The organism is Dietzia sp. Die43, from assembly GCF_024519835.1.
GTDB classification, from domain to species: domain Bacteria; phylum Actinomycetota; class Actinomycetes; order Mycobacteriales; family Mycobacteriaceae; genus Dietzia; species Dietzia kunjamensis.
Map to the genome: position 1 here is coordinate 161781 of NZ_JALJRF010000005.1, position 14340 is coordinate 176120.

Here is a 14340-nt window from a genome sequence, read left to right on the forward strand (position 1 = left end):
GGATCAGGCCCCGTCGTCCCCGCCGCCTGCGCCACCGGTGCCTCCGTCTCCGCCGGTGCCGCCACCGGCATCAGCACCACCGCCGCCGGGGACCGGGGCGGGCTCGGGCGCGGGCGCCGGGGCGGGTGCGGGTGCCGGCGCACCGGCGCCCGGGATGACGATCTCCGGCAGTCCGGGGACCTGGAGCGTGAGCGGGCCGGGAGCCTGCGGCGCCGGCGCGGGCTGGACCGGGGCCGGGGCCTGACTGGCCTGGGGGACGTAGTCATCGGTGCCGGCACCGGTACCGGTCCCGCCCGTGGTGCCCGAACCGCTCCCGTAGGACTGCCCCTGGGACGCGCCGGCCTGGCCGCCGATGTACCCGGGCTCGGGGAAGCTCTCCCATTCCGTGCCGGACAGGGCGCCGTCCATCGCGGACTTCCAGATGTCGGCGGGCAGCGACGCGCCGTACATGGTGCCGCCCCAGGCGTTGAGCAGCGGCTGGTTGTCGTCGGTCCCCACCCAGACGGCCGTCGCGATCGACGGGGTGTAGCCGACGAACCAGGCGTCCTTGTTGTACCCGGTCTCGCCGAGCTGGGTGGTGCCCGATTTCGAGGCCGAGGGCCGCCCGCCGGCCAGCGAGTGACCGTTCGAATAGGCAGCGATGGGCTGCATCGCGGAGGTGAGGTTGTTGGCGACGTCGGGGTCGACCACCTCCTCGCCCTCGATCGAGGAGTTGTCCAACAGCACCTCGCCGTCGGCGGTCTCGACCCGCTCGATGAAGTGGGTCGGCCGGTGGACGCCCTCTGCGGCGAAGGTCGCCAGGCCGGTCGCCATGTCCCGCACGCGGATCGGGTACTGGCCCAGGATGAGGCCGTCGTAGGGATCCTCGCCCTGCTCGCTCAGCGTCTCCCACGGTAGACCCGGGATCTGCTTGGGGATGCCGGTGCGGTGGGCCATGTCGCGGACGTCGTTGGCCCCGTTGTCCAGCATGCGCTGGAGCCGGATGAACGAGGTGTTGAGCGACAGCAGCAACGCCTGGGAGATGGAGCACGAGCCACAGGACCGGCCGTCGACGTTGGTGACCGTGACGTTGCCGGTGGTCACCGGTGCGGACGAGATCTGGGTCCCCAGGCCGATGCCCTGATCGAGAGCGGCGGCGACGCCGAAGATCTTGAACGTCGAACCGGTCTGCAGGGGGGCGTTGGCGTAGTCCCAGCCCTCGGCCTCCTCGCCGCCGTAGTACCCGATCACGCCGCCCGTCTTGGGATTGATCGAGACGATGGCGGTCCGGTTCTCCGGCCTCTCGCCCTGCATGTTCGACCGGGCGGCGTCGACGACCGCCGACTGGGTCTGGGGGTCGATCGTCGTGGTGATCTTCAGGCCCCGCGTGTTGAGCATCTGCTCGTCGATCCCGGCGGCCGCGAGCTCGCCCAGCACCTGACGGCGGATGGGTCCGTTGCTCGGGTCGCCGACGTTCTGCTCGATCGCCTGCGGGTCCTCGACGACCTGCGGGAACGCGGCGTTGCCGCGCTGCTGGGCGTCGATCGCGCCCATCTCCCGCATCCCGTCCATGACGTAGTTCCAGCGGCCCTCCGCCGCGGCCCGGTTGTTGAGCGGGTCGAGCGCGGACGGCGACTGGATGACGCCGGCGAGCAGCGCGCCCTCCTCGATCGTGAGCGCCTCGACCGGCTTGTTGAAGTAGGCGGTGGACGCGGCGGCGATGCCGTAGGCGCCGCGGCCGAAGTAGATGGTGTTGAGGTAGGCCTCGAGGATCTGGTCCTTGGACCACTCGTTCGTCATCTTGGCCGCGATGACGATCTCCTTGGCCTTGCGTTGGTACGTGGGGGCGTCACCGACCATCGTGTTCTTGACGTACTGCTGCGTGATGGTCGAGCCACCGCCCGCACCGGCCTCGCCGGTGATCTGCCCGATCACCGCGCGACCGATGCCGGTGGGGTCGTACCCCTCGTTGGTGTAGAAACTGCGGTCCTCGGCGGCGATCACCGCGTTGCGCACGTGGACGGGGATCGCGTCGAGCTCGATGAGCGTGCGGTTGCCCTCCGGGGGCACGATCCGGCCGATCATCGTGGTGCCGTCGCTGGAGTAGATCTCGGAGATCTGTTCGGTGCGGACGCTGCCGGGGCTGGGGATCTCGGTGCGGTTGTACATCACCCCCGCGATGGCCAGGGGGATCACGAGGACGACGACGGCGAGGAGGATCACCGTCGTCCAGACCGGATGGCGACGGGCCCAGCCGCGCCGGTCCGAGCTGGAGCTCCGGCCCTCGTCGGCGGACCGGTTCGTCCTGCCATTCTGCGACATGTTCTACCCTCCTGCGAGCCGACCCGTCTGGCCCGGGAGTCCCCCGGTTGCGGTGCTCTGGCGACCATTGTGTACGAAATCGCGACCGATTCTGTACTCCGGAACCCGCGTCGGGCACTCCGGGCGGGCGTCAGCTGTGTCGGCGGAGCTCTCGCGCCGCTCGTCGCACGCGCTTTCCGGCACCCGGGGTGAGCCCCACCTCGTAGGAGAGGATCAGGTGGTTCCAGGAGCAGCTGCGGCACACCTCCACCACGTGGACGGTGAACTCGTCGTGGGTCAAGGCGAGGTGCTCTATCTCGTCCCGACCGCGGGCCGACCCGGACGCCGGACCGAGGTCGTCGCCGAACACCCAGGAGACCTCCGTGAGGTTCTCCTTGCGGCACACCGGGCAGACCGTCTCCGTCTCCACGCCGTGGAAACCGGCGGCCCGCAGGAGGTAGACGGCCGCGTCGCACACCTCGCGCAGCGAGAGCGCGCCCTCGCGCAGGCCCCCCAGGACGCCGCGGCGGCGCAGCGCGAAGTCCACCACCCGTCGACGCTGTAGCGCCGCACGGCCGGTGGGGTCCTCGGGCCCCGGCGGGGGGCCGGGTCGCGGGGAGCGGGAGTCGGCCTGGTCCACGGCGTCCAGCCTACGGCCCCCGCAGCGGGCCCGGGCCGGAGCGAGCCGCGGAGCGTGCCGACACCTCGGACCGATGCCACTACTCGGTATATCGACCCGATACATTAGCGGGTGTACAGTCTGAAACCGTCGCATGACACACGGCGCATGACGCGCACAGGCACGATTCGCGGGAAGGGGGAGGTGGAGTGCTCGAACTGGCCATCCTGGGTCTGCTCGACGAACGGCCGATGCACGGCTACGAGCTGCGCAAGCGACTCTCCGAGATGCTCGGGACGGTCCGGACCGTGTCCTTCGGATCCCTCTACCCCACTCTGCGCCGCCTCCAGCAGCAGGGCGACATCGTCGAGGACTCCTCCGCCGCCACCGCCACCAGGCCGCCCGCCACCGCGCGGCGCGGGCGCAAGACCTACCGCATCACCACCCGCGGCAAGGGGACGTTGGCGGCCCTGCTCGACGAGCCGGTGTCGGCGTCGTTCGCCGACGACGGTTTCGGCGTCCACCTCGCGTTCTTCGACCGCACTCCCGGGCCCGCCCGGGTGCGCCTTCTCGAGGGCCGGCGTCGGGTGCTGGAGGAGCGTCGCGAGAGCCAACGCGACGCCGCCACCCGCGCCGGACCCACCGAACTGCGCTACGCCCGGCAACTCACGTTGCTCGGGCTGGAGACCAGCGAGCGCGAGCTGCGCTGGATCAACGAACTCATCCGGACAGAGAACCCATCACAAGGAGATCCCCAATGACCGACAAGAAGGTGCGCGTCGCGATCGTCGGCGTCGGCAACTGCGCGTCCTCGCTCGTGCAGGGCGTCGAGTTCTACGCCGGCGCCGCGATCGACCAGACCGTCCCCGGACTCATGCACGTCAAGTTCGGCGACTACCACGTGGGCGACGTCGAGTTCGTCGCCGCGTTCGACGTGGACGGCAAGAAGGTCGGCATGGACCTCGCCGAGGCGATCAACGCCTCCGAGAACAACACCCTGAAGCTGTGCGACGTGCCGCCGACCGGCGTCACCGTGCAGCGCGGACCCACCCTCGACGGCCTGGGCAAGTACTACCGCGAGACCATCGAGGAGTCCGCCGCCGAGCCCGTCGACATCGTGCAGGCCCTGCGTGACGCCGAGGTCGACGTCGTGGTCAGCTACCTGCCCGTCGGTTCGGAAGAGGCCGACAAGTTCTACGCGCAGTGCTGCATCGACGCGGGCGTCGCGTTCGTCAACGCCCTGCCCGTGTTCATCGCCTCCGACCCGGAGTGGGCCGAGAAGTTCCGCAGCGCCGGCGTCCCGATCGTCGGCGACGACATCAAGAGCCAGGTCGGTGCCACCATCACCCACCGCGTCATGGCCAAGCTCTTCGAGGACCGCGGCGTCGCGCTGGACCGCACGTACCAGCTCAACGTCGGCGGCAACATGGACTTCAAGAACATGCTCGAGCGTGACCGCCTGGAGTCCAAGAAGGTCTCCAAGACCCAGGCCGTGACCTCCAACCTGGAGGGGTCGCTCAAGGACAAGATCCACGACCGCAACGTCCACATCGGCCCCTCCGACTACGTGGAGTGGCTCGACGACCGCAAGTGGGCGTACGTTCGTCTCGAGGGACGCGCGTTCGGCGACGCCCCGATCAACCTCGAGTACAAGCTCGAGGTGTGGGACTCCCCCAACTCGGCGGGCATCATCATCGACGCCGTCCGCGCGGCCAAGATCGCCAAGGACCGCGGCATCGGGGGACCGATCCTGCCCGCCTCGGCGTACCTGATGAAGTCGCCGCCGGAGCAGATGGCGGACGACAAGGCCCGCGCCGAGCTCGAGGCCTTCATCATCGGGGCCTGACCAGCGCAGCAGAAGGATCGTATGAACACAGCGACGAACCACCCGCACACCACCCCGGGGCGTCGTCGTGTCTTGGCCGTCATCGCACTCGCGATGGCGGCCGGTGTCGCACTCTCGGCCTGTTCCGCCGACACCGCCGACGACTCCGCCACCTCGCCGACGACGCGGCCCGACACCTCGTCGTCGTCCTCGACCCCGGCTCCCACCACCACGGCCCCCGACACCGCGGAGCCCGTCTCCGCGCCACCCGCGCCGGCACCGCCCGTCTCCGCCGCCCCCGCGCCCCGACTGCCCGCCAACGTCGTCGGCACCGGTGGGCCCTGCCAGATGCTCGGCGAGGTCGCCCAGGCCGAGGACGGTTCGGCCCTGTTCTGCACCGAGGACCCCGGCGGCGCCGGCCCACTGTGGCTGCCGCAGGGCGGCACGGGTGGGACAGGCGGGGCCGCGGTCGCGGACGCCACCGGACAGGCGCGACCCGGCGGACCGTGCGCCCAGGAGGGCCTCGCGGTCACCTCCGCCGACGGCGCCGTGCTCACCTGCCGTCTCACCGGCGGCGGCGACGTCCCCGGCGGCCTCTACTGGCAGTAAGACCCCCGGGGCGCCGGCCGGGCCCGATGGGACCGCATCCGGTTGCAGGTGGGGCGCTTCGCCGATTGACTGGACAACATCTGTCCCGAAGATCAACCGGAGGCCCCGATGACCCAGACCCGGTTCACCCATATCGAGGTCGACGACGGTGTCTACGCGCCCCAGGACGACTCCTGGCTCATCTGTGAGGCGCTCGACCAGTGCGATCTGGTCGCCGGGCGGCGGGTCCTCGACATCTGTACAGGCAGCGGCATCCTCGCCATCGAGACCGCGCTCAAGGGCGCACGGGAAGTATTCGCCTACGACATCTCCCCCGCCGCCGTCGCGTGCGCGTCCCGCAACGCCGACCGGGCCGGAGTGCAGGTGGACGTCCGGCTCGGCACCCTCGACGACGCCCGCCGGGCCGGCCCCTACGACGTGGTGGTCTCCAACCCGCCGTACGTCCCGTCCGACGCCCCGCTCGAGGGCACCGGACCCAACCGGGCGTGGGACGCCGGCGCCAACGGCCGCGTGGTGCTGGACCAGCTGTGCGACCTCGCCCCGGACCTGGTCTCGCCCGGCGGGAGCATGATGATCGTGCACTCGGAGTTCTCGGACCCCCCGCAGACCATCCGCAAGCTCGAGCAGTCGGGATTCACCGCGCGGGCCGTCGCCACCCGCGTCGTGGACTTCGGTCCCGTCATGACCTCGTACGCCGAGCGACTCGAGGCCGCCGGCCTGCTCGAGCCCGGTCGCCGCGAGGAGGAGCTGGTGGTGATCCGCGTTGACCGCGTCTGACGCCCGGCGGGTGCGGATCGTGCCCGGGGGACCGATGCTCATCGAGGGCCCGGTCGACATGACGACGCCCGACGGGGAGCGCGTGTGCTCGGACCGCTTCATGGTGGCCGTGTGCACGTGTCGGCGCAGCAAGACCTACCCGTTGTGCGACACGAGCCACCGCCGCAAGGTCCGGGCAACCGACCCGGCCCGCGACGACGACTGAGCGCGGCCCCGGGGCGGCGGCGGACCCCTTCCCGCGAATCCGCTACCCGGAATCGGGATCTGCTACCCCGATGCGCATAGCGGATCCCGATTCGGAGTAGCCGATTTTCCGGGGCGGTGGGGCGGGCGGCTCGCCGGGAGAGTGGCCGGGAGAGTGTCAGGACAGGAGCGAGGACTCGCCGCGCTTCCACGCGGCGAGCATCTTCTCCGCGGCCAGGTCGTCGAGATAGTCCAGCGCGCGCATACCGAACACCACGTCGGCGGCCAGTTCCGGCTCGCGGCGCACCAGATCGCCCACGACGTCGTGCCGCATGACCTGCTCGTGGACCGCATCGGCCTCCACGTGCTCGGCGTAGAAGTGGACGCACTCCTCGGGAGCGCCCAGCCGACGCAGTCCGGCCACCAGTCGGGCCGATCCCGGCGACGAGGTGATCTCGATGGCCGCGAAGTGGCCGATCGCCGCGCCCCGCAGTGACCGGTGCAGGCCGAACATCGACATGAGGTTGACCGTTGACAACGTCTCGGCCGAGACCCGGTCGAGGTAACCCAGGTAGGTCGGGTCCAGCTCGGCGGCGCTCATGAGGTCGGCCCACAACTGCTGGTGCACGCGCTCACCCCGCCCACCGCCGAACTCGTCGAACTCCACCGCGACGAACGAGGCCTTGGCCTGACCCTGCAGACGCGGGATGGTGAACGCGTGCGGGTCGCCCTCCTTGAGGTGGTACAGGGACCGGTGGGCGAAGTACTCGCGCAACTGGTCCCACGACCCCTCGTCCTTGAAGTACCAGGACGGGCCGGTGCCGGAGGTCGCCTCGACCGACAGTGCGTCCATCTCTGCCACGGGGTCGTCGCCCGGCTCGACGGCCGACCGCAGGTGCCCGAGGAAGACCCGCTCGAGGTCCCGCCGCAGCCGCAGCACGTCCGGCTCCCACTCCAGCTCCGCGTCGACCCCGTCGAAACCCCGGTAGTGCAGTTCGTACAGCGTGTACAGGGCGAGCTGCAGGTCCCGGCCCAGCGGATCGGTGTCCGCCGGTACCGGCGGCAGGTCCTGCACGGCGCCAGACGACAACGCCGCGACGACCGCCTCGGACAGTGGACCACAGGCGACGGGAAGCGACGGCGCGGTCGTGGCCGAGTCCTGCGCGGTCGTGGCGGAGCCCTGCGCGGGGGCGGCGTCGATCGGTGCAGCTGTCATATCCCTTGTCTACCCCCTCGGCCGGTCGTCCTCCACCTCGCGCGGCCCCCCGTCGCGGGAGCTCTGGCTCCCGTTCCCGCTCTCGCCGCCGTCGTCGTTGTCGTCGCCCTCGTCCCCGCTCTCGCCGTCGTCGTTCTCGTCGTCGTTCTCGTCGTCGTTCTCGTCGTCGTCGTCGTACTCGCGCTCGATCCGCTCCTGTTCCTCCTGCTCGTCGCTGTCGGCATCCCCACTCTCGTAGCTGTCGAACATCTTGCGGCGTTCGTGCCAACGCAGGCTGTAGGTGGCTTCGCGGACGGCGTCCTCGTCGTCGAAGTTCGACCCGAGCGCCCCGGCGAAGGCGCCGAGACAACTGGACAGCCAGGCCAGGTGGACGTAGTCCCAGATTGAGACGGGCCGCTCGAGCTGCGTCTCCAGGTATCCGGCGTCCATCACGGCGATCGCCAGCACGAACATGGCGGCCAGCAGGCCGAGGTACATGATGCCGACGCCGGTACCGACCGTCAGGACGGTGGCCGCGTTGTCCATCCGCCGGTTGCTCGCCGTGAGCCCGTCATCCGGGCGGGTCCACAGGCCGTTGCGGAGGATGAGCCACACCACCAGGGTGAGCACGCCCATCACGCTGATCAGCAGCAGCCGGAGCGGATGCAACGCCACCGCGAGCGAGGCGATACTCCCGTAGAAGATGCCGAACGCGCCCGTCCCCGCCCCGGCGGCCACGACACCGGTCAGCGCCGTCATCATCCGGGTGGGCCGGTTGTTGCGCACCATCCCCGTCAGCAACCGGGCCTTATTGAGGAAGCCTCGGCAGTGCTCGGGGGGCAGGTCGTCCGTCGCGGGCGCGCCCAGTCCACTCTGGTGGGTGCCCGCGCGCACCAGTTTGAGGGCGAGCTTCCGGACCTTCGACCGCACTCTGACGATGCCGAACACCGGAATACACACCAGCGCCGCGGTGGTCGAGCCGCTCACGTCGTAGAGCAGCGGGTCCCCGTCGGAACGGGTGGCGAGGTCCGTCAGATAGAGGACGAAATCCCAGTCATGTTCCTGCAGGAGCCGGGGGGCGTGCTCGGTGAGCCGGATCTCGCCGTCCGGTCCGAGCGGGAGGGTCTCCTGGTCGACCTCCACCCGCCACCGACCCCCGAGTTCGCGCGTCAGGTCGTCGGCGAGGTCGTCCGCGATCGCCTCCGCGACCCGGCGGGGCACTCCGGGGTCGGCCATGAGACCGACCGTCGCCCACGGCTCGTGCTGGTTCGATGTCTGCTCGTCCACCCCTCCATCATGCGTCCGGGAGAGGTTTCGCCAAATCGGTTGCGACGGTCATCGTGCTGGCGTTACATCGGACGGAACCCACGTGGTGCGGACAGGAGAACGGGAGGTGACGATGTCGGAACAGGCGAGGTCGGAACAGGCGAGGTCGGAACACCAGCCCGACCCCGGTCGGCTGCGGGCGTCGCGGCCGGAACTGGCCCGCCGCGGTTCACCGCTGAACTGGCCCGTGTGGCGACAGTTCACCGGCGAGGATCTTCTCGGTCGTGGCTCCGCGACCCGCTCCCGGCGCTCCCTCGAGATCACCCCCCGCACCACCACCGCCGACAAGGTGGTCAAGAGCGTCTGCCCGTTCTGTGCGGTCGGGTGCGCCCAGGACGTCTACGTCTCCGGTGGCAAGGTCACCCAGATCGAGGGCGACGACGACAGCCCCATCTCCCGCGGCCGCCTGTGCCCCAAGGGTTCGGCGAGCAAGCAGCTCGTCACCAACCCGGACCGCATCACCACGGTGCTCCACCGCAAGCCGTACGCGACAGACTGGGAGGAACTCGCCCTCGAAACGGCCCTGGAGATGGTCGCCGACCGCGTGCTGGAGTCGCGGAAGGAGTTCTGGGAGGAGACGGACTCGAACGGAGACACCGTCCGGCGCACCCGGGGTCTCGCCAGCCTGGGCGGGGCGACGCTGGACAACGAGGAAAACTACCTCATGAAGAAGCTCTACACGGCGCTCGGCGCCATCGAGGTGGAGAACCAGGCGCGCATTTGACACTCCTCCACCGTTCCCGGTCTGGGAACCTCATTCGGGCGTGGTGGTGCCACGAACTACCAGCAGGACCTCGCGAACGCCGACTGCATCGTCATCCAGGGTTCCAACATGGCCGAGGCGCACCCGGTGGGGTTCCAGTGGGTCATGGAGGCCAAGCGCCGTGGCGCCACGATCATCCACGTCGACCCCCGGTTCACGCGCACCAGTGCGCTCGCTGACCAGCACGTACCCATCCGTGCGGGGTCGGATATCGCGTTCCTCGGCGGGCTGATCAACCACGTCCTGACCAACGACGCCTGGTTCTCGGAGTACGTGCTGGCCTACACCAACGCGTCGACGATCATCGGCGAGGACTTCGAGGACACCGAGGACCTCGCGGGCCTGTTCTCCGGCTTCGACGCCGACAACCGGACCTACGACCTGGAGTCCTGGCAGTACGCGGGTGCCCAGAACGACATGCCCGACGAGGGCCGCGACGACGACGATGCCGAGGACGAGGCCTCCGAGACCCCCGGCGCCGCCGGCGCCCGCGCGTCCGACACGACCGAGGATCCCCCGCGCGACGAGACCCTGCAGCACCCGCACTGCGTCTTCCAGATCCTCAAACGGCACTTCAGCCGCTACACGCCGGAGATGGTCGAGCGGACCTGCGGCGTCGCCGCCGACGACTTCCTCCGTGTCGCCCGTGCGCTGACCGAGAACTCGGGACGGGAACGCACCACCGCGTTCTGTTACGCCGTCGGCTGGACCCAGCACACCGTGGGAGTGCAGTACATTCGCACGGCCGCGATCCTCCAGTTGCTGCTCGGCAACATCGGCCGCCCCGGTGGCGGCATCATGGCGCTGCGCGGCCACGCCAGCATCCAGGGCTCCACCGACATCCCGACGCTGTACGACCTCATGCCCGGGTACCTACCCACGCCGAACGCCGGCGAGCAGCCGGACCTGGACAGCTACATCGGCACCGACGACGTGGCGCAAGGTTTCTGGGGGCACATGCGCTCGTACACCGTCAGCCTGCTCAAGGCCTGGTGGGGCGACGCCGCCACCGCGGACAACGACTTCGCCTACGACTACCTGCCCAAGCTCACGGGCAAGCACGACTCGACCGTCACGGTGCAGCGGCAGATCAACGAAGGCGGCGGCGGGTACTTCCTCGTCGGCGAGAACCCCGCCGTGGGCACCGCCAACGGGCGGATGCAGCGCGCCGGGCTGGCCAACCTCGACTGGCTGGTCGTCCGCGACCTCGTGATGATCGAGAGCGCCGACTTCTGGCGCAGGGGCCCGGAGATCGAGACCGGCGAGATGCGCCCGGAGGACATCGGCACCGAGGTCTTCTTCTTCCCGGCCGCCAACCACGTGGAGAAGAAGGGCACGTTCACCAACACGCAGCGGTTGCTGCAGTGGCGACACCAGGCCGTCGAGCCACCGGGGGACGCGCGCAGTGAACTGTGGTTCTACTACCACCTCGGGCGTCGCCTGCGGGAGAAGCTGGCCGACTCCACCGACCCCCGAGACCGGCCGCTACTGGATTTGACCTGGGACTACCCGATGGAGCCGGGCTCGGACGACGAACCCGACGCCGAGGCCGTGCTGGCCGAGATCAACGGCCGCGGCGAGGACGGCGAACCCCTGTCGACGTTCACCCAGCTCAAGCCGGACGGCTCGACCTCGTGCGGGTGTTGGATCTACTGCGGCGTCTACGCCGACGGCGTCAACCAGGCCGCGCGGCGCAAGTCCCGCCACGAGCAGGGCCCGGTGGCCCCGGAGTGGGGTTGGGCCTGGCCGGCGAACCGTCGCATCCTCTACAACCGTGCCTCCGCCGACCCGGAGGGGCGGCCCTGGAGCGAACGCAAGGCACTCATCAGCTGGGATCCCGACGCCGCCGACGGCGCGGGCCGGTGGGTGGGCGAGGACGTGCCCGACTTCGAGGCCGACAAGGCGCCCGATTACACCCCGCCCGAGGGGGCGGTGGCGCAGGACGCCATCGGTGGGGCGCAGCCGTTCATCATGCAGGACGACGGCCGCGGGTGGCTCTATGCGCCGCGCGGACTGGCCGACGGTCCGCTGCCGGCGCACTACGAGCCGCCGGAGTCGCCCGTGGCGAACCCGATCTACCCGGGTCACGACGCCAATCCCGCCCGCGCGATACGCCCCGGTCGGTACAACGAGACTCAGCCGGGCCACGGGGAGCCGGGCAGCGAGGTGTTCCCGTTCGTCTTCACCACCTACCGCCTGACCGAACACCACACGGCGGGGGCCATGAGCCGGACGCTGCCGTACCTGTCCGAACTGCAACCGGAGTTCTTCTGCGAGATCAGCCCCGAGCTGGCGCGGGAGCGGGGCCTGGTCAACGGGGGCTGGGCCACGATCGTCACCGCCCGCTCCGCGATCGAGGCGCGGGTCCTGGTGACCAGGCGGATGACGCCGCTGCTCATCGACGGCCGCACCCTGCACCAGATCGGGCTGCCCTATCACTGGGGCGGCAACGGCGTGAGCATCGGCGACCCGGCGAACGACCTGCTCGCCCAGTCCCTCGACCCCAACGTGTCCATCCCCGCGACCAAGGCGACGAGCTGTGACATCGTCGCGGGACGCCGCCCGCGTGGCCCCGCGCTACTCGAGTTCGTCGAGGAGTACCGTCGCCGCGCCGGCGTGCCCACCGAACCGGGAACGGAGAGCTGAATCATGTCCGCCTTCCTGTCCGACCTCGGGCGGTCCTTCTTCGGGGACATCGACCCCGCCGAGGACAACGGCTACGCCGACCCGCCGCCGCGCAAGGGCTTCTTCACCGACACCAGCGTGTGCATCGGCTGCAAGGCCTGCGAGGTGGCGTGCAAGGAGTGGAACCTCATCCCCTCCGACGGCCTCGAGCTCACCGGCATGTCCTACGACAACACCCAGGCGCTGGGCGCATCGACATGGCGGCACGTCGCGTTCATCGAGCAGGAGGTGCCGGCCCGGTCCGGTGCGCACGCCGGCGCGCCGTCAGCACCCGCCGCGCCGGCCCCCGCGGCGCCCGCGCCCGTCGACCTCGGGATACCGGCGTCGACCCTGCCGGGCGACTCCCCCGACGCCGGTGAGCCCACCGACTTCCGCTGGCTCATGGAGTCGGACGTGTGCAAGCACTGCACGCACGCCGCCTGCGTGGACGTCTGCCCGACGGGCGCGCTCATGCACACCGAGTTCGGCACCGTGGTGGTGCAGAGCGACATCTGCAACGGCTGCGGATACTGCGTGAGCGCGTGCCCGTACGGCGTGATCGAGCGCCGCTCGGGCCCCGCGGGCGACCCCGCCGTGGGCATCGCCCAGAAGTGCACGCTCTGCTACGACCGGCTCACCGAGGGCCAGACCCCCGCCTGTGCCAAGGCGTGCCCCACGGAGTCGATCCAGTTCGGCGACCTCGACGAACTCCGCGAGCGCGCTGCCGGCCGCCTGGACCAGCTGGTCGAGGCGGGCGAGCCGAACGCCCAGCTCTACGGGCACGACTCGAACAACGGAGTCGGCGGCACGGGCGCGTTCTTCCTCCTGCTCGACGACCCGGAGGTGTACGGACTGCCGCCGGATCCGGTGGTGACGACCCGGTTCGTGGGGAAGATGTGGCAGCAGGCCGCTCTGGCCGCGGTGACGCTGCTCGGCGGCGCGGTGGCCGCCTTCGCCGCGGGGGGCGGGTCCTGATGAGCGACGGCAACGGGGCCGACCACAACCGAGCCGACCACAACCGAGCCGACGACGACAAGGCGAGCATCCCCGGAGGACTGGGGCAGCAGACCCGGACCCGCCGAAAGGGCAAGGGGGGACGCGAGCAGCTCGTGGTGCCCCCCGCGGAATTCCGCTCCTACTACGGCACACCGATCGTCAAGGCCCCGCCGTGGGAGTACGACATCGCGGCTTATCTCTTCCTCGGCGGTCTGGCCGGTGGCTCCTCACTGCTCGCCGCCGGGGCCGACCTGGCGGGCCTGCCGAGCCAGCGCCGCTCCGCCCGGTTCGTCGCGCTCGGCGGGATCACCGGCAGTCTGTACTACCTGGTCCGCGACCTGGGGCGCCCGGAGCGGTTCCACCACATGCTGCGGGTGCTCAAGCTGACCTCGCCAATGAGCGTGGGCACCTGGCTCCTGTCGGCGTACGGCCCGTTCGTGGGGCTGGCCCTGGGGCAGGAGGTCGTCCCGCTGCTGCCCGCCCGCCTGGCGCGTCGACTGCCCACCGAATTCATCACCCGCGCGTCGCGACCGGCCGGGATCGTCGCCGCCCTCGTGGCGCCGGCGGTCGCGTCGTACACGGCGGTGCTGCTCACTGACACGTCCCTCCCGAGCTGGAGTGCGGCGCGCCGAGAGCTGCCCTTCGTCTTTGTCGGCAGCGCCGCGGCCGCGTCCGGCGGGGTGGGCCTGCTGCTCAACCCGCTCCACGAGACGGGCCCCGCCCGGCGGCTGGCCGTGGGCGGCGCGACGCTCGAGCTCGCCGCCGACCGGATCATGCAGCAGTCGATGGGCATCACCGCCGAACCGCTCCACGAGGGCCGGGCCGGGGCGTACCACCGCGCCGCCCAGATCCTCACCACCGCCGGCGCGGTGGGCGCCGTGCTCGGGCGACGCAACCGCGCGCTGTCCGCGGTCGCCGGCCTCGCGCTGGCGGCGGGGTCGGCGTGCACCCGGTGGGCGGTGTTCCACGCCGGGATGGCCTCCACGCGCGACCCGAAGTACGTGGTCATCCCCCAGCGCGAGCGGCGCGACGCCCGCGGTGGCGGGGAGGCCTACGCGGGCGAGCGGTAACCGGACCTACCCGCGGGCTCGTCCGGCCGGCGG

12 protein-coding genes are annotated in these 14340 nt (G+C 70.7%); 8 read left to right on the forward strand and 4 right to left on the reverse strand.

Annotated features, from left to right (window positions below; genetic code table 11):
* Nucleotides 1-3: 3 nt before the first annotated feature.
* A complete protein-coding gene (locus tag NR111_RS05910) occupies nt 4-2301 on the reverse strand; it encodes a transglycosylase domain-containing protein (protein WP_256820237.1) in 2298 nt (765 codons plus the stop codon).
* 130 nt (nt 2302-2431) lie between these two features.
* Nucleotides 2432-2830: a DUF5318 family protein gene (locus NR111_RS05915; protein ID WP_256820280.1), complete on the reverse strand. Its 399-nt coding sequence runs from the start codon at nt 2828-2830 to the stop codon at nt 2432-2434.
* A gap of 278 nt (nt 2831-3108) precedes the next feature.
* Between NR111_RS05915 and NR111_RS05920 the strand changes: the two genes are divergently transcribed.
* The 5 genes from NR111_RS05920 to NR111_RS05940 all read left to right on the forward strand — a co-directional run bounded on the left by NR111_RS05920 (nt 3109) and on the right by NR111_RS05940 (nt 6315).
* On the forward strand, nt 3109-3660 hold the full coding sequence (locus NR111_RS05920) for a PadR family transcriptional regulator (protein ID WP_067720031.1): 552 nt from the start codon (nt 3109-3111) through the stop codon (nt 3658-3660).
* Complete coding sequence (locus tag NR111_RS05925; RefSeq protein WP_067720034.1) at nt 3657-4745, forward strand: inositol-3-phosphate synthase; 1089 nt, start codon at nt 3657-3659, stop codon at nt 4743-4745. Before NR111_RS05920 ends, NR111_RS05925 begins: the two co-directional genes overlap by 4 nt.
* Nucleotides 4746-4766: 21 nt before the next feature.
* The gene (locus NR111_RS05930) at nt 4767-5333 is read left to right on the forward strand and encodes a hypothetical protein (RefSeq protein WP_256820238.1); all 567 of its coding nucleotides are present in this window, start codon (nt 4767-4769) and stop codon (nt 5331-5333) included.
* A 108-nt stretch (nt 5334-5441) separates the two neighbouring features.
* A complete protein-coding gene (locus NR111_RS05935; RefSeq protein WP_132063497.1) occupies nt 5442-6110 on the forward strand; it encodes a HemK2/MTQ2 family protein methyltransferase in 669 nt (222 codons plus the stop codon).
* Between the two features lie 34 nt (nt 6111-6144).
* Nucleotides 6145-6315 carry a CDGSH iron-sulfur domain-containing protein gene (locus tag NR111_RS05940; RefSeq protein WP_067720218.1) on the forward strand — a complete coding sequence of 57 codons (171 nt, stop codon included), beginning with the start codon at nt 6145-6147 and terminating at the stop codon, nt 6313-6315.
* Between the two features lie 156 nt (nt 6316-6471).
* Here NR111_RS05940 and NR111_RS05945 read toward each other — a convergent pair whose 3' ends face one another.
* Both NR111_RS05945 and NR111_RS05950 read right to left on the reverse strand, forming a co-directional pair.
* Nucleotides 6472-7509: an iron-containing redox enzyme family protein gene (locus NR111_RS05945; RefSeq protein ID WP_206473952.1), complete on the reverse strand. Its 1038-nt coding sequence runs from the start codon at nt 7507-7509 to the stop codon at nt 6472-6474.
* Nucleotides 7510-7518: 9 nt separating this feature from the next.
* Nucleotides 7519-8775, reverse strand: a complete 1257-nt coding sequence (locus tag NR111_RS05950; RefSeq protein ID WP_256820239.1) for a hypothetical protein — start codon at nt 8773-8775, stop codon at nt 7519-7521.
* A 193-nt stretch (nt 8776-8968) separates the two neighbouring features.
* On the opposite strand from NR111_RS05950, the gene fdh reads away from it, so the two are divergent.
* The 3 genes from fdh to nrfD are packed head-to-tail and all read left to right on the forward strand — an operon-like array spanning nt 8969 to nt 14307.
* Nucleotides 8969-12223: a formate dehydrogenase gene (gene fdh / locus NR111_RS05955; RefSeq protein ID WP_256820281.1), complete on the forward strand. Its 3255-nt coding sequence runs from the start codon at nt 8969-8971 to the stop codon at nt 12221-12223.
* Nucleotides 12224-12226: 3 nt separating this feature from the next.
* A complete protein-coding gene (locus NR111_RS05960) occupies nt 12227-13216 on the forward strand; it encodes a 4Fe-4S dicluster domain-containing protein (RefSeq protein ID WP_256820240.1) in 990 nt (329 codons plus the stop codon).
* Entirely contained in the window at nt 13216-14307 is a 1092-nt protein-coding gene (gene nrfD, locus NR111_RS05965) for an NrfD/PsrC family molybdoenzyme membrane anchor subunit (protein ID WP_256820241.1), read from the forward strand. The genes NR111_RS05960 and nrfD overlap by 1 nt, the downstream gene beginning before the upstream one ends.
* Nucleotides 14308-14340 lie beyond the last annotated feature (33 nt).

Coding starts and splice junctions, on each gene's coding strand:
- NR111_RS05910 (WP_256820237.1), bottom strand. CDS start 2,301: ATGTCGCAGAATGGCAGGACGAACCGGTCCGCCGACGAGGGCCGGAGC.
- NR111_RS05925 (WP_067720034.1), top strand. CDS start 3,657: ATGACCGACAAGAAGGTGCGCGTCGCGATCGTCGGCGTCGGCAACTGC.
- NR111_RS05930 (WP_256820238.1), top strand. CDS start 4,767: ATGAACACAGCGACGAACCACCCGCACACCACCCCGGGGCGTCGTCGT.
- NR111_RS05935 (WP_132063497.1), top strand. CDS start 5,442: ATGACCCAGACCCGGTTCACCCATATCGAGGTCGACGACGGTGTCTAC.
- NR111_RS05940 (WP_067720218.1), top strand. CDS start 6,145: ATGCTCATCGAGGGCCCGGTCGACATGACGACGCCCGACGGGGAGCGC.
- NR111_RS05945 (WP_206473952.1), bottom strand. CDS start 7,509: ATGACAGCTGCACCGATCGACGCCGCCCCCGCGCAGGGCTCCGCCACG.
- NR111_RS05960 (WP_256820240.1), top strand. CDS start 12,227: ATGTCCGCCTTCCTGTCCGACCTCGGGCGGTCCTTCTTCGGGGACATC.
- nrfD (WP_256820241.1), top strand. CDS start 13,216: ATGAGCGACGGCAACGGGGCCGACCACAACCGAGCCGACCACAACCGA.